The sequence below is a fragment of the Massilia sp. IC2-476 genome (assembly GCF_020707295.1).
GTDB lineage: Bacteria > Pseudomonadota > Gammaproteobacteria > Burkholderiales > Burkholderiaceae_D > Telluria.
The window spans coordinates 57,995-73,058 of record NZ_JAJFER010000004.1; the positions used below are offsets into that span (position 1 = coordinate 57,995).

The following is a 15,064-nucleotide window of genomic DNA, read 5'->3' on the forward strand; positions in this document are numbered from 1 at the left end:
CATTCAGTGGCGGCTGCTCAGTTCATGCCGAAGCGCTGGCGGTACTGCGCCGTCGTCATCCCGGTGAGTTCCTTGAACATGCGGCGCATGCCGGCATCGCTGGCGAAGCCCAGGTCGGCGCTGATGGAGCTGGCCGGCGCCGCCGTGTGGATCAGGCGCTCGCTGACCTGGTTCAGCTTGATGCGCCGCACCCAGCTCGCCGCCGGCATCGCGGCCGCCAGGCCCACCTTGCGCGCCAGCGTGCGTTCAGTGGTGCCGAGTTCCGCCGCGAGTCGTGCCAGCGTCGCCTCGGTCGCCGGCATCCGTTCCGCCACCTGGTACAGGCGCTGCATCAGCCTTCCCTGCTGCCCGATCATGCTCACGCCCTGAAACGCCTGGTGCGTCCGTCCGGGGCGCGGCAGCACCATCAGGCGGGTCAGGTCGCGGTAGGCATCGATGCTCAGGCGCTCCTCGATAAAAGCCTGGGCGATCGGCAGGTAGCCGTTCACGCCGGAGGCGCTCGCGCTGCGGGCATTGAACACGCTGGCGCGTTCGATTTGCCAGTCAACGCGCGGAAAGCGTTCGCGCACGGCGTCGCCCAGCCACCAGGTCACAGTCGCGGGCTGCCTGTCCAGGCGGCGCGCGGCGGCCGCGAGCACCACGCCGGTACAGTAACTCCAGACCATGACCGCCTTGCCGAGGCGCGCGATGGCCTCGACCAGGCCCGGGTTGTCGGCCAGCGCGGCATCGACCCGGGCTGCGGACTCCGCCCAGAAGCCGGGCACCAGTAGCGCGTCCAGGCCGGCGGCGGCAAGCGGCGCCTGCGCTTCCAGGCGCAGGCCATGGGCGCAGTCCACATGGCCTGCGTCGACGCCCACGAACAGCGTCTCGAACTGGGCGCGGCCGGCGAGGATATTCGCCGCGTGCAGCAGGTCCGCGAAGGCAAGCAGGCCTGCCGGCATGCAGCCCGGGTAGAGCAGCAGGCCGATACGAAGGGATAGCGGTTTCATGGCAAGAAATGGATTGTTGTTGTCATTTCCCGCCATTTAATCAGTCCGCGCCGCCGTTGACAATAGCGCATCATTGTTCAAGGGATCTCCATGAAAATCACCCAGCTGCGCAACGCCACTGTCATCGTCGAACTCGGTCCCTACCGCATCCTGGTCGATCCGATGCTGGCGCCCGAGGGGGCCCTGCCGCCACTGCGTCTGGGCGGCGGCTGTGAACACAACCCTGTGGTCGGGCTGCCTGTCGGAGCGGACGCGCTACTGGAGACGGTCACGCACTGCCTGATCACGCACTGCCAGAAGGGTCACTTCGACCACCTCGACCGCGCCGCCACGCGCTGGCTGCGCGAGCGCGACATCCCGGTGATCTGCACGCCGCACGATGCGGACTACCTGCGCCGGCGCGGCCTGAACGTGCAGCCTTTGAGCCGCGACGACCACGTGGCCCAGCCCTTCCTGGACGGGCGCGTGACGACGGTGCCCTGCCGCCATGGACGCGGCGTGGTGGGACTGCTGATGGAGCATGGCGTCGGCTACGTCATCGAGATGCCGGGCGAGCCCACGCTCTACCTGACCGGCGACACCATTCTGACCAGCCAGGTACTCGATGCGCTGGCACGCCACCAGCCCGAGGTGTGCGTGGCCCCGGCAGGTGGCGCACGCTTCGACCTCGGGCACGAGATCATCATGGGGGTTCGTGACCTGATCCGCCTGCTGCAAGCAACGCGCGGAGCGGTGGTGGCGAACCACCTGGAAGCGCTGAGCCACTGCCCCGTCACGCGCTGGGAACTGTTCGCTGCAGCGGTACAGGAAGGGGTGAGCGAACGCCTGCTGGTGCCGGAGGATGGTGAAACACTGTCATTCGCGACAAACATTGTTAAACAAAGATGAATAATCTTGCCGCCCAGCAGCTAATTATCTTTTTCAGATAATGGTTCATCATGCAGCCATCCATTCACCCCACAGGAGGAAGCATGAACCAGGACCAACGGCCGGTTGCGATCGTCACCGGCGCCTCGCGCGGCATCGGCGCCGCCCTTGCCCAGCGCCTGGCAGAAGACGGCTACCAGGTGGTCGTCAACTACGCCAGCAACGAAGCCGAGGCCCGGCGCGTGGTGGCGACCCTGCACGCCACCGGCCACTCGGCCATCGCGGTCAAGGCCGACGTCGCCAATGCCGACGAAGTGCGCGCGATGTTCGATACGGCCGAACGCGAGCTGGGCAAGGTCGACGTGCTCGTCAACAATGCCGGCGTGCTGAAGACCATGCCGCTGGCCGAGACCTCGGACGAGCTGTTCGCCCAGACCTTCGCCATCAACGTGCAGGGCACCTTCAACACCCTGCGCGAAGCGGCGCAACGCCTGAACGACGGCGGGCGCATCGTCAACTTCTCGACCACGGTGCTGGCCATGAAACTGCCCGGCTATGCCATCTACAGCGCCAGCAAGGCGGCGGTGGAAGCGATGACGGGCGTGTTCGCCAAGGAGCTGCGCGGGCGCCGCATCCGCGTGAACACGGTGGCGCCTGGGCCGGTGGCGACCGAGCTGTTCTTTTCAGGGAAGACCCAGGAACAGATCGACGGCTTCGCCAAGATGCCGCCGCTCGAGCGCCTGGGCGAGCCGGGCGACATCGCGCGCATCGTGTCCTTCCTGGTGAGCGAGGAATCGGGCTGGATCAACGGCCAGGTGCTGCGCGCCAACGGCGGCACGATCTGAACGGTTAGGGCCAGGGCTGGTCTTATAATGACCGGCCCTATCCAAGCGCACGCTCCTGCCCATGTCCTACCGCCTCGCCATCTTCGACTTCGACGGCACGCTGGCCGACTCCTTCCCCTTCTTCATCAGCGTGTTCAACCAGATCGCGGACGAGCACGGCTTCCGGCGTGTCGGCGCGGACGAGGCCCAGCACCTGCGCCACCACGACACCCGCGCCATCATGCGCCATGTCGGCATGCCGGCCTGGAAGCTGCCGCTGGCCTCGCGCAGCTTCATCGGCCTGATGCGCGAGAACGCGGCGCACATCCCGCTGTTCGAAGGCGTGGGCGAGGCGCTGCGCGAGCTCGACCGCGAGGGGGTGCGGCTGGCCATCGTGTCATCCAACTCGGAGCAGAACGTGCGGCTGGTGCTGGGCCCGCAGCTCAGCAGCCTGTTCGGGCACTACGAATGCGGGATGTCGATCTTCGGCAAGGCCGGACGCATCCGCAAGGTGGTGAAACGGGCCTCGGTCCCGCCCGGCCACGCCCTGTACGTGGGCGACCAGGCGATGGACGCCGAGGCTGCGCGCAAGGCCGGCGTGGCCTTCGGCGCGGTGAGCTGGGGCTATGCCCCGATCGAGGCGCTGCGGCGCAGCGGCCCGGAGCGCGAGTTCGGCAGCCCGGCCGAACTGCTGCACATCCTCAACCCTTTACGCACACCACCTGCTTGAGGGTGTGCACCACCTCCACCAGGTCGCGCTGCGCACGCATGACGGCGTCGATGTCCTTGTAGGCCATCGGGATCTCGTCGATCACGCCTTCGTCCTTGCGCGATTCCACACCTTGCGTGGCGCGCTCCATGTCCGCCCTGGTGAAACGGCGCTTGGCCTCGGTGCGGCTCATGATGCGGCCGGCGCCGTGACTGCAGCTGTTGAAACTTTCCGGGTTGCCCTTGCCGCGCACGATAAAACTCTTCGCGCCCATCGATCCCGGGATGATGCCGAGCTCGCCTTCGCGGGCCGACACCGCGCCCTTGCGCGTGACGAATACGTCCTTGCCGAAGTGCTTCTCCTTCTGCACATAGTTGTGGTGGCAATTGACTGCCTCTACGTGCGTCTCGAAGGGTTTGGGGATCACTTCGCGCATCGCGCGGATCACGTTGTGCATCATCACCTCGCGGTTGATGCGCGCGAACTTTTGCGCCCAGCCCACCGCTTCCACGTAATCGTCGTAGTGCTGGGTGCCTTCCTTCAGGTAGGCCAGGTCCTGGTCCGGCAGGTTGACCTGGTGACGCCGCATGTCCTGGCGCGCCAGCTCGATGAAGTGGGTGCCGATGGCATTGCCGACGCCGCGCGAGCCGGAATGCAGCATCACCCAGACCGCGCCTTCCTCATCCAGGCAGACCTCGACGAAGTGGTTGCCGCTGCCTAGCGTTCCCAGGTGCTTGTAGTGGTTGGAGCCGCGCAGCTTCGGGTACTTGCGGCAGATGGCATCGAACTCGTCCTTGAGCTTGGCCCAGCCGGCATCGACGGGCGGCGGCGGGTTGTTCCAGGAGCCGACATCGCGGCTGCCCTTGTTGTTGCGGATCTTGGGCGACATGCCGTGCGGCACCGCCTGCTCGATGGCGCTGCGCAGGCCGGACAGGTTGTCGGGCAGGTCGGATGCGCGCAGCGTGGTCTTGGCCGCCATCATGCCGCAGCCGATGTCGACGCCGACCGCGGCCGGGATCACGGCGCCCAGGGTCGGGATCACGCTGCCGATGGTCGAGCCCTTGCCGACGTGGACATCGGGCATCACGGCGACGTGGTGGAACACGAAAGGCAGTTGCGCCAGCTTTTGCAGCTGCTCCTTCGCCTCAAGCTCGACCGGGACGCCCTGCGTCCACATCTTGACCGGCTTGCCGCCCTCGGGCGACAGCAGTTCGAACTCTGTTTCAGTGCGGTGCTGTTTCATGGACCTATCTTCGCGCAAATCGGGAAAGCATGCTGTCCTGCTGCAGATCAAAGAGCGCTTTAACGCAGGTACAAGACTGGAGGATATTTTGAACAAGAAAGGACGGCCATGCGCGCCATCGGCAGCCTCCTGACACTCCTTGGACTCCTGCTCCTCCTCCCCGCCATGCGCTGCCAGGCCCAGACGGCCAACTTCGCCACGTGGGAAAACGACACCTGGTTCAAGACCGACCGCTATTACACCAATGCCGTCCAGTTCTCCGCACGCAGCCGTGAGGACACGCGCGGCGAGGAGGTGCGGCGCTGGACCAATGGTGCCTGCCGCCTGCTCGGCTGCAGCGACGCGCGCTTCCTGTTCACCCAGCACAGCATCGGCCAGCTGATGTACACCCCGGCCGACATCACGCTGCGCACGCATCAACCCTTCGACCGCCCCTGGGCCGGGCTGCTGTATGCCGAGCGCCAGTGGCTGTTCCTGGCGCCCGACGAAGCATCGCTCACCACCCTGACGGCCCAGGCCGGCGTGACCGGCAGGCTGTCGCTGGCCGAGCCGGCCCAGAAGATGTTCCACCACCTGTTCGACCGCCCCACGCCACAGGGCTGGGATCACCAGGTCGGCAATACCCTTGCGCTGCTGGTGTCGGCGGAGCGGCGCGCGGCCTGGCCAATGCTGTCCGGCGCGCTGGCGGGCGACCTGCGCCTGCACACGGCCGGGCATTGGCGCCTGGCGGCCGGCAACCTCATGAGCTATGCGGCCCTGGGCCTGAGCGTCACGATCGGCAAGCACCTGCCCCTGGTGGCGCCGGCCCCGCCCGGCATCGTCAACCGGGTCGGACCACTGGACACGGCCTGCAGGCTGCACTGGGTGCAGTGCACCCTGGTGCTGGGCGCGGAGGGGCGTTTCATGGCCTACAACCTGTTCCTCCAAGGCCGGCCCTGGCGCGACGATCCGGGCGTGGCGCCGCACCGCTGGGTGGGCGAGCTGAGCGCCGGGCTGCGGCTGGACTTCCCCGGCACCCGCAGCCGCGCGCACGGTCCCTGGTTCGCCCAGCTGCGCGCGATCCGCCGCTCGGCCGAGTTCCGCGGACAGGCGGAGGATCGGCCGCACATCGTCAGCTCGCTGACCCTGGGCGTCGATTTCTGAGGCGCGCACGTTCCGCAGCGCGGTTGCGCCTGTCGGGTGGCGCTTCTATACTCCGTCAGACAATGCCTTCACGCATCATTTGACCACGGACCCCCCATGCGCAAGCCCTTCTCCCTGCCCGTCCCCACCTTTGCGGCCCTGCTGGCGCCGCTGCTGCTGGCCGGCTGCGTCAACGACACGGCCAGCTACCAGATCGAGGGCAAGGACCATTCGCTCACCCTGCGCGTGGTGCAGGAATATTTCTGGAGCAAGAATGCGGGCATGCGCCTGACCGCTACCCGCATGCCTGACTGCATGCGCCAGATGGAGCTGGGTGAGGTATCGCTGTCGGGCCTGGAAGTCGAACTGTTCGCCAGCGGCCCCAACGTGTACACGTTGCGCGCGGGCGAGGATGTCTGGCAGGTCGACGCCCAGGCCTGCACCGAACTGGAAGCCCCGGAAGCGAACGCCGTCACCGGCCAGGCGCTGGGCAGCTTCCACATCGACGAGCACGACAAGCTGGTGTTCGAGGCGGCGGGATCGGCTGCCGCGGAATAAGGAGTCGCAGGAAAACGGCAGGAGAGCGCGGCCGGCGCGGAAACCCGCCCACGCGTCCTGCGTGCCTTGGATCCCCTCGCGCCGACGCAGGTGGCGACCGGTACATTGCCGGCCGCGCTGCCCTACCGACTTGTCATGGACGCAGCCAGCCGCGTCCGATCGGTACCGCCAGCACCCGGCGGTACACACTTTCCATCAACGGCAACACCTTGGCACAGGCCGCGCGCAGGCCTGGCGTGCTGACCAGCCATGCCATCGCCGCCGATACCACCAGCGCGCCAGCCATGTCCTTCGGCCAGTGCACACCGAGGTAGACGCGCGACCAGGCCACCACCAGCGCCAGCGGCAACAGCACCCAGCCGATGCGGCGCGCTTCCTGCACCCGGCTGAAGGCCAGCACCAGGGCCACCGAGAAGATGCTGGTGGCATGGTCGCTCGGGAACGAGCTGTCCGGGTCATGCAGCAGGAAGGTATGGCCGACGTCGAGCACGAAGGGGCGCGGGCTGTACCAGAAATGGCCGATCAAGCCATTCAGCGTGAGGGCGCAGACGGCGGCGAACAGGGCGCGCAGGGCCACCTCGCGGGCCGGCCCGGTGCCACCCATCCACAGCATGACGAGCGACAGCGGCATCACGAAGATCAGCCACTCGGCGGCGAAAATTGCGCTCAGCAATTGCCAGCCAGTGAGGCCGACCTGGGCGTTAAGAAAGGAGAACAGCAGGAGGTTGAGGTGCTCGATCATTGCCGGCCCAAGATAAAATATTGATAATTTTTTCTTAGCTTAGCCGAGCACGTCGGGCGCACATTTCGATAAATGCAACAGAATGTGACAATGTGGTCACAATGTAACGCACGACTGTGGCAGCTCAATGACGATTGAGCAGGCGGTGCAATTGGGTCAGCTCCACGTCGCGTCCGGATTTCTCCAATACGCTTTCCAGCAGGGTGCGGTCGCCATCGCGCAGCATGGTCCACTGGGTGAAGTATTCGTGCACCGTACGCCAGGGCGGAAAGCCGGGCGGCATGCTGCGCCAGGTGGCGCCGGTGTGGAGGAAGTACAGGACGGCGCAGAAGACGTCGTACAGGTCGTGCTTGCGGGGGCGGGTCTTGCGGCGCGCCGCTTCCAGCATGCCGCGTACGGGCTCGAACTGTTCGCGAGAAATATCGCTGGGAAAGGCCGGACGATCCATGGCGCGCCCCTCGTAAAATCACTTGGAGGGTAGCGATCCGGAACAGGTTCCAAGGCAAGCCCGGCCATCTGCTGACGACCGGGCCGGTGAGAGCTGTTTAATCCCGAGCCAGCGACAGGATTGTAGGGTGGGCGGCTTTGCCGCCCACGCGGTGATAGTTCAGACACGAGCAGTTGCACGGGCTGCAGCACCGCGATTCGACCGCGTGGGCGGGAAACCCGCCCACCCTACGATTGAACGTTATGTCTTGACTGGCCAGCATTAGGATCGATGTGACCTGTTTAATCTCTGGCCAGCGCCAGGAATTCAGTACGCAGCGCCAAGTTCGGCTGCAATTCGCCCAGCAGGGCCGATGTGATCGTTTCCTCGCCGATGGCGCGGATGCCGCGGCTTTCCATGCACATGTGGCGGCACTTGACGACCACGCCGACCGCCTTCGGTTCCAGCACTTCCATCAGCGCGTTGGCGATCTGGATCGTCATGCGCTCCTGCACCTGCAGGCGCTTGGAGAAGATGTCGACCAGGCGGGTCAGCTTCGACAGGCCGACGATCTTCCCGTTCGGCAGGTAACCGACGGTGGCCTTGCCGAAGAAGGGCGCCAGGTGATGCTCGCAGTGGCTGTAGACCGGGATGCCGCGCACCACGATCAGTTCGTTGTACTCCTCGGCGCCGTCCTCGAAGGCCTTGAGCACTTCGACGGGATCCTGGTCATAGCCCGAGGTCCAGTGTTTCCAGGCCTTCGCCACGCGGTGCGGCGTTTCCTGCAGGCCCGGACGGTTGGGATCTTCGCCCAGGCTCGTCAACAGGCGACGCCAGTCGTGTTCGGTGAAAGCTTCTTTGTCGGACATGGTGAACCTTAAAAAATCGATTGCCGCAAGTATATAGAAAATGCGCAGAAGGCATCGGGCGCTGCCGGTTTATTGAGCAAAGTTAATGTGCCCACGCCAAGCGCCGGTAGCGTGGAAGGTGGTTTTTTGACCTGGGAGATCGCCATGTTCGGCAGCACCGTCCTCGAAGTCGCCATCGGTCTGACCTTTTGCTACGGCACCCTGGCGCTGGTCGTCAGCACCCTGCAGGAAGCGCTGGCCGCGGCCTTCAGCCTGCGCGCCAACATGCTGCTCGCCGCCATCAAGCGCATGCTCGACGACCCGCGCTGCGAAGCGCTGGCGCAGAGCCTGTACGACCATCCGCTCGTCAACCCGCACGGCAGCACGACCGGACGGCGTCCGCTTTCAGTGCGCCCATCCTACATCGAACCGGCGCACTTCGCGATCGCCCTGCTCGATTCGCTGCGCAGCAATCCCGCGATCCCGCTGCAGGCCGCGATCGAAGCCCTGCCCGACGAACAGGTCAAGCGCGTGCTGCTGGCGCTGTACCGCCAGTCGAGCGGCGACCTGGCGCGCTTCCAGGAAGGCATCGCCGGCTGGTTCAACAGCGCGATGGAGCGCCTCTCCGGTGTCTATAAGCGGCGCCAGCTGCTGATTTCCTTCCTGCTGGCCCTGCTGCTCACCATCCTGCTCAACATCGACAGCGTGCACCTGTTCCAGACCCTGTGGCAGAACCCGACGCTGGCCGCGCAGATCAAGGCCGCGCCGACCGCGCTCGACGCCGAAGCGCTGCGCCAGCTGTGGGCCATGCCGATCGGCTGGAGCAGCTTCCCGCCGCGCTTGGATTCGGCCTTTGCGCTGCAGGTGGCGGGCTGGCTGATCACCGCCGGCACCACCCTGTTCGGCGCGCCCTTCTGGTTCGACCTGCTGCAGCGCGCGGTCCAGCTGCGCAGCACCGGGGCCAAGCCGCAGCCGCAGCCGGCCGTGCGTACCGGCGCGGAGAGCGTGCCGGTCCAGCCCTGAAATCTTAACGGCCTGGTGGGCGGTGCGCGTCCACCAGCACGCTCGACACTGAAGTGTGCGGCACCCGTTCGGGCCATTCGTCATCCGGCCCGAACCAGCGCGCCTCCGAGAGCTCGGTCGTGTCGATGCGGATCTCGCCGTCCAGGTAGTCGGCGGTAAACGCCAGCATCAGCGAATGCGGGAAAGGCCAGGACTGGCTGGCGAAGTAGCGCAGGTTCTGGACCCGCAGCCCCACTTCTTCATACACCTCGCGGTGGATCGCCTCTTCCACCGACTCCCCCGCCTCCAGGAAACCGGCCAGCGGCACGAAGCGCTTGGTCGGCGAGGCCAGGTGCATCGCCAGCAGCACGCTGTCGCCCTTGCGGATCAGGACCATCATCGCCGGCGAGATGCGCGGATAGGCCATGTGCCCGCACTCGACGCACTTATAACAGCGCTCGCCCGCCGCCAGCACGGTGCCGCTGCCGCAGGCGCCGCAAAAGCGGTGGGTGCGCGCCCATTCCGCCACCTGGGCCGCACGCGCCGCCAGCCCCACCAGCGCCTCGTCCATGTCGGCGAACAGCGAGCGCAGGCCGCGCAGGGCATAGCCCGGCGGCAGCGCCGGTTCGCTGTCGAACCAGCCGGTCTCGCAATAGCGCTCGCCGTACAGGCCGAGCGGCTGCAGGCGCGCGCGGTCGACTTCCAGGCGGTCGAGCGTGGCGGCGTCGGGCAGGGCCAGGTCGTGCTCGCGCACCAGCAGGCGTCCGCCGTGGAACAGGAAGCTCAGGGGCGAGGGATCGGGACGGGGCGCGAACAGCGGCGTGAAGCCGGTAGGAGTCTGGAGCATGGTCGGCAATCGGCAAGCGGGACAAGGTGCCGATCATACCGCCTTTCCCGGCGCGCTACCGGCGCCCCGCTTCGGCCGGCCGCGGCGGCCTTCTTCTTTTCAAAAACGGAGTGAACTAAACAGCGCTCATCAGGCTCAAAGATTGGCTGTTCAGAATCGCACCGGACACCAGGAGAAGACGATGGACGACACCCCAGTTGTGCTCGGCATTAACCGGACCCAGGACGCCAGCATCTGCCTCATGCAGGGCTCGCACCTGGCCTGGGCCATCCAGAAAGAACGCATCACGCGCCGCAAGCACCACTGGGGCAAACCCGGCGACCTGCGCGAACACTATGCTCCGCGCCTGCCCGGGCTCGAGCGCCCGGTCGACATCGTGGTCGAATGCTTTTCGTCCGACGAAGAGATCCGCAGCCTGCCCCTGTACGAAGAAGAACTGGCCGCCGCGCTGACGCTGTCCCAGGGCCACCGGCGCGCGCGCATCTCGCACCACCTGGCCCACCTGTACAGCGTGTTCCACCCTTCCCCTTTCGATAACGCCGCGGTGATGGTGATCGACGGCCAGGGCAGCCCGGTGTCCGACTTCACCGAGGCCTGGCCCGGGGCCGCCGGCACGCCCGGCGACTGGCGCGAGGTGTCGTCCTTCTACACCGCCACCCGCAGCGAGATCCGCTGCATCGGCAAGCAGGTCTGGGACCGCGACGACGGCCGCCTCGTCGGCCTCGGCATGTTCTACTACCTGCTGACCCAGGCCATCTTCCCTGGCGAAGGCAACGAGGGCAAGGTGATGGGCCTGGCTCCCTACGACGACCCGGCGGCGCTCGGCCTGCCCGCGCTCGAGGTCGAGGGCATGGCGGTCGGCATCCCGTCGGCCTGGCGCTCGCTGCTGCGCGAGCGCAGCCGCTTCCGCTTCGGCAGCGCGGAAGCCCGCTTCACCGATTGCGCCAACCTGGCCGCGGCCGGCCAGCGCGCCTTCGAAGACGCGCTGCTGGCGCTGGCGCACTGGCTGTACCGCCAGACCGGGGCCGAGCACCTGTGCTTCGCCGGCGGCACCGCCCTCAACTGCTCGGCCAACGAACGGCTGCTGCGCGAGACCCCGTTCCGGCGCGTGTTCCTGCCGCCGGCGCCGAGCGATGCCGGCACCGCGCTGGGCTGCGCCATCTACGGCCTCACCGAACTGGCGGGCCGCCCCTGCGACTTTCGCTGGAGCGCCGACTACCTCGGCCCGCCGCCCCAGCTGGCCGACATCGAAGCGGCCCTGAATGGCGCCACCGACCTCGTGATCGAGCGCCCGCGCGGACGCGACGCCCTGTGCGCGCGCATGCTCGACCTGCTGTGCTCGGGCCGGGTGATCGGCCTGTACCAGGGGCGCAGCGAATTCGGCCCGCGCGCGCTGGGCCACCGCAGCATCCTGGCCGATCCGCGCCGCGACCGTATCCGCGACTGGATCAATGCGCGCGTCAAGCAGCGCGAATGGTTCCGCCCGCTCGCGCCGGTGGTGCCCGAAGAACGCGCCGCCGCCTATTTCGACCTGGCCGGCGCTTCGCCCTTCATGCAGTTCGCCGCGCCGGTGCGGCCGGAAGTCGCGCCGATGCTGCCGGCCATCACCCACGTGGACGGCACCGCGCGCCTGCAGACCGTCGGTCCCGCCGACGACCCGCTGCTGCGCGCGCTGCTGGCCGGCTTCGAGGTGCGCACCGGGGTGCCGGTGCTGCTCAACACCTCGTTCAACGGCAAGGACGAACCCATCGTCGAGACGCCCTTCGAGGCGGTGGCCGCGTTCCGCCAGATGCCGCTGCACGCGCTGGTGATGCCGCCCTTCCTCGTCACCAAGCGCAGCGAGCCGGAGCTGCCCGTATGATCCGGGCCTACCCCGGCCGCCCGAGCGTGCAGGCAGGGGACACCCTGAGCCTGCACGTCTCGGGGGACGCACCGCGCTTCCGCATCGCCGTCTACCGCTGGGCGGATGGCCTCGTGCCTGTATCGCGCAGCGCCTGGCTGGGCGCCGAGTACCTGCCCGACGGCCAGCCCGACGAAGACTGGCAATGGCCCGCTTACCCGGTTCAGACCGGCGAGGACTGGCCCTCGGGCGTCTACCTGGCCCACCTCGAGCTGCCCGGCGGCGGCGAACTGCGCCTGTCCGCCGACTACGCCGCCGCACTGTTCGTGGTGCGCGCCCGGGCCAGCCGGCCGATCCTGTACAAGCTGCCGGTCGCCACCTGGCATGCCTATAACTGTTCCGGCGGCGGCTGCTTCTACACCAACCCGCCCCGCTCGCAGCAGCCTCCCGGCGCCCGCGTCTCGCTGCGCCGGCCCGGCGGCGGCATCGGCGGCGCCACCTGGGGTGCGCCCGATCACTACGACTGGCGCTCGCCGCGCCAGACCTTCGCCCACTGGGACGCGCGCTTCATCCGCTGGCTGGCGCGCTGCGGCTACGGCGCCGACTTCTGCACCGACCTCGACATCCACGCGCAGCCGGCGCTGCTGCAGGACTACCGCCTCCTGGTCAGTGTCGGCCACGACGAATACTGGAGCGAGGACACGCGCGACGCGGTGGAAGACTTCGTGGCCGGCGGCGGCAACCTGGCCCTGTTCGGCGCCAACCTGTGCTGGTGGCGCATCCACCTGGTCGACGACGCCACTGCCATGGTGTGCCACCAGGGCAGCAAACACGGCGCCTGGGACCACTGGTGGCCCGCCAGCGGCGCCGGACGGCCGGAAGACTCCCTCAGTGGCGCCAGCTACCGCCATGGCGGCGGCTGGTGGGACGGGCCGCGCGAGACCCGCGGCTTCATCGTCCAGCAGTCCGGGCACTGGATCTTCGCCGGTACCGGCCTGGCGCGCGGCGATGCGCTCGGCGCCGACACCTGGCCGCCGCTGCCGGGATACGAATGCGACGGCGTGCCGGTCGACCACCTCGGACCGGACGGCATCGCCACCCTGTCGGCCTGGCGCGACGAGGCAGGCACGCCCGACGGCTACCAGCTGCTGGCCGCCTGCCCGCTCGACCGGCGTTGGCAGGAACTTCCCCCGCGCGAGCGCCACGGCGCGGCAGAAGGCATCCACGTGGCCGCGATGGGCACCTTCCGGCGCGGCGGCACCGTGTTTTCCGCCGGGACCACCGACTGGGCGCAGGTGCTCGGCGACGCACGCGACCGCAGGGTCGAACGCATCACCCGCAATGTCCTCGACCGCCTGTCCCAGGCCTGAGCCGGCCGGCGCGGTCACCGCAACTCCCTGTTCGAACCCTTGCTTCACTTCCTGGAGAGCACATGAACCGGCGTTCCTTCCTGAACCGTCACGAGATCCGCAAGGTCATCGTGTTCCGCGCCCTCCAGCTGGGGGACATGCTGTGTGCGGTGCCGGCCCTGCGCGCCCTGCGCGCGGCCCTGCCGGACGCGCGCATCGTGCTGACCGGATTGCCGTGGGCGGCGCAGTTCGCGCAGCGCTTCGATGCCTACGTCGATGAATTCCTGTCCTTCCCCGGGCATCCGCTGCTGCCGGAACAGCCCGTGCGCCACGAGGAACTCACCGCCTTCTATGCCTCCATCTGCGAACGCGGCTTCGACCTCGCGCTGCAGCTGCACGGCAGCGGCGACGTGACCAACCATATCGTCGGCGGCTTCGGCGCCCGCTCCATGGCCGGATTCACCCACGGCGAAGCGAGCCAGAGCGAGCGGACCCTGCTGGTGCCTTACCCGGAGGCGGGCGCCGAACCCGAACGGCTCTTGCACCTGCTGGACCGGCTGGGCGCCCCGATGGCAGGCAGCAAACTCGAATTCCCCCTGCGGCGCGAAGACATCGAGGAACTCGAAGCCAGCCAGGTCGCCCCCGACCTCGAGCCCGGCAACTACATCTGCATCCACCCGGGCGCGCGCAAGCGCGACAAATGCTGGCCACCGGCCTGCTTCGCCGAGGTGGCGGACCAGCTCAGGCATGAATTCGGCTTCGACACCGTGCTCACCGGTTCCGCCGACGAAGCCCCGCTGGCGCGCGCCGTGGCCGAGCGCATGCGCACGCCGGCGATCGAAGCGGCGGCCCCCATCTCGATCGGCGCGATGGCCGCGCTGATGAGCAGGTCGCGGCTGCTGATCTGCAATGACACCGGGGTCTCGCACATCGCCGCCGGCCTGGGGCTGAACAGCGTGGTGGTGTTCAGCAAGGCCGACATCGCCCGCTGGGCCCCGACCGACCGGCTGCGCCACCGCTGCATCTGGGACCCCGCCGCCGAACGCGCCGCTGTCGTCCTCGAGCACGCCCGCGCCCTGCTGACCGGGACCGAGCCGAGCGGACAGCGCGCGACCGGGATGTGGCCTTATTGGTAAGGGCCCGGTATCCGGTGCCAGCGGCATTGATTGCGACGAACCCAGTATCCAGTGCCGCCTGCATTGATCTTGAAGAGAACAGCGTGGTGGTGTTGGCAAGGGCGGCATCGCGCGCCGATCGACGGCCGCGCCATCTCCGCATCCGGGACCCTGCGGTCGAGCGTGCCGCTGTCGTCCTCGCGTGCGCACACGCCTTGCTCCCGGAGACCGAGCCCAGTAGCCGGCGCGCGATGAAGACGCGGCCGTATTGCTTAGGGCCGTGTCCAGTGTCGGCGACCTTGATCGGAACAAAGCCGAACAATCATGTTGGCGACCTTGATCGCAAAGAAGCCGGAACAATCATGTCGGCGACCTTGATCGCAAAGAGGCGGGAGCAATCATGTCGGCGCCCTTGACCGCAAATACGCCGGAACAAGCAGCGTGTTCAAACTGCGGATGCGGCTCGATCAGGATGCATTTTCTCCGACGCGCGGTCGGCACAACATGATCCGGTCAAGGGGACCGGATCGGCTCACAACCAGTCTGCCCGATATCCGAGGTGGTTTCCAGGCGCACCACGCA

At 67.6% G+C, this 15,064-nt stretch carries 14 protein-coding genes and 1 pseudogene; 9 read left to right on the forward strand and 6 right to left on the reverse strand.

From position 1 onward, the window contains the following. Window positions 1-17 precede the first annotated feature (17 nt). Entirely contained in the window at window positions 18-989 is a 972-nt protein-coding gene (locus tag LK539_RS12220) for a GlxA family transcriptional regulator (RefSeq protein WP_227801199.1), read from the reverse strand. A 90-nt stretch (window positions 990-1,079) separates the two neighbouring features. On the opposite strand from LK539_RS12220, the gene LK539_RS12225 reads away from it, so the two are divergent. The 3 genes from LK539_RS12225 to LK539_RS12235 all read left to right on the forward strand — a co-directional run bounded on the left by LK539_RS12225 (window position 1,080) and on the right by LK539_RS12235 (window position 3,410). After that, window positions 1,080-1,877, forward strand: a complete 798-nt coding sequence (locus LK539_RS12225; protein WP_227801200.1) for an MBL fold metallo-hydrolase — start codon at window positions 1,080-1,082, stop codon at window positions 1,875-1,877. A gap of 83 nt (window positions 1,878-1,960) precedes the next feature. Beyond that, a complete protein-coding gene (locus LK539_RS12230) occupies window positions 1,961-2,701 on the forward strand; it encodes an SDR family oxidoreductase (protein ID WP_227801201.1) in 741 nt (246 codons plus the stop codon). A gap of 61 nt (window positions 2,702-2,762) precedes the next feature. Continuing rightward, on the forward strand, window positions 2,763-3,410 hold the full coding sequence (locus LK539_RS12235) for an HAD hydrolase-like protein (RefSeq protein WP_227801202.1): 648 nt from the start codon (window positions 2,763-2,765) through the stop codon (window positions 3,408-3,410). Here LK539_RS12235 and LK539_RS12240 read toward each other — a convergent pair. Then, entirely contained in the window at window positions 3,382-4,632 is a 1,251-nt protein-coding gene (locus LK539_RS12240) for an RtcB family protein (RefSeq protein ID WP_227801203.1), read from the reverse strand. The genes LK539_RS12235 and LK539_RS12240 overlap by 29 nt on opposite strands. A 108-nt stretch (window positions 4,633-4,740) precedes the next feature. Between LK539_RS12240 and LK539_RS12245 the strand changes: the two genes are divergently transcribed. Both LK539_RS12245 and LK539_RS12250 read left to right on the forward strand, forming a co-directional pair. Then, window positions 4,741-5,775, forward strand: a complete 1,035-nt coding sequence (locus tag LK539_RS12245) for a lipid A deacylase LpxR family protein (protein WP_227801204.1) — start codon at window positions 4,741-4,743, stop codon at window positions 5,773-5,775. Window positions 5,776-5,871: 96 nt separating this feature from the next. After that, complete coding sequence (locus LK539_RS12250; RefSeq protein WP_227801205.1) at window positions 5,872-6,312, forward strand: hypothetical protein; 441 nt, start codon at window positions 5,872-5,874, stop codon at window positions 6,310-6,312. 133 nt (window positions 6,313-6,445) lie between these two features. Here the strand turns inward: LK539_RS12250 and LK539_RS12255 are convergent, their stop codons facing one another. The 3 genes and pseudogenes from LK539_RS12255 to folE all read right to left on the reverse strand — a co-directional run bounded on the left by LK539_RS12255 (window position 6,446) and on the right by folE (window position 8,350). Beyond that, entirely contained in the window at window positions 6,446-7,054 is a 609-nt protein-coding gene (locus LK539_RS12255) for an undecaprenyl-diphosphatase (protein WP_227801206.1), read from the reverse strand. Window positions 7,055-7,226: 172 nt separating this feature from the next. Further along, a pseudogene (locus LK539_RS12260) lies at window positions 7,227-7,502 on the reverse strand (transposase); the annotation flags it as partial. Between the two features lie 281 nt (window positions 7,503-7,783). Further along, window positions 7,784-8,350 carry a GTP cyclohydrolase I FolE gene (gene folE / locus LK539_RS12265; RefSeq protein ID WP_227801207.1) on the reverse strand — a complete coding sequence of 189 codons (567 nt, stop codon included), beginning with the start codon at window positions 8,348-8,350 and terminating at the stop codon, window positions 7,784-7,786. Between the two features lie 144 nt (window positions 8,351-8,494). On the opposite strand from folE, the gene LK539_RS12270 reads away from it, so the two are divergent. Beyond that, window positions 8,495-9,352: a hypothetical protein gene (locus LK539_RS12270; protein ID WP_227801208.1), complete on the forward strand. Its 858-nt coding sequence runs from the start codon at window positions 8,495-8,497 to the stop codon at window positions 9,350-9,352. 4 nt (window positions 9,353-9,356) lie between these two features. On the opposite strand, the gene nudC is transcribed toward LK539_RS12270, so the two are convergent. Next, window positions 9,357-10,178 carry an NAD(+) diphosphatase gene (nudC, locus tag LK539_RS12275; protein ID WP_227801209.1) on the reverse strand — a complete coding sequence of 274 codons (822 nt, stop codon included), beginning with the start codon at window positions 10,176-10,178 and terminating at the stop codon, window positions 9,357-9,359. Window positions 10,179-10,359: 181 nt separating this feature from the next. Between nudC and LK539_RS12280 the strand changes: the two genes are divergently transcribed. From LK539_RS12280 to LK539_RS12290, 3 genes are all read left to right on the forward strand, one after another. Next, window positions 10,360-12,039 (forward strand): carbamoyltransferase C-terminal domain-containing protein, encoded by a 1,680-nt coding sequence (locus tag LK539_RS12280; RefSeq protein WP_227801210.1) that lies wholly within the window; start codon window positions 10,360-10,362, stop codon window positions 12,037-12,039. Then, window positions 12,036-13,388, forward strand: coding sequence for a N,N-dimethylformamidase beta subunit family domain-containing protein (locus tag LK539_RS12285; RefSeq protein ID WP_227801211.1), 1,353 nt, complete (start codon window positions 12,036-12,038; stop codon window positions 13,386-13,388). The genes LK539_RS12280 and LK539_RS12285 overlap by 4 nt, the downstream gene beginning before the upstream one ends. Window positions 13,389-13,450: 62 nt before the next feature. Then, on the forward strand, window positions 13,451-14,503 hold the full coding sequence (locus LK539_RS12290; protein ID WP_227801212.1) for a glycosyltransferase family 9 protein: 1,053 nt from the start codon (window positions 13,451-13,453) through the stop codon (window positions 14,501-14,503). Window positions 14,504-15,064 lie beyond the last annotated feature (561 nt).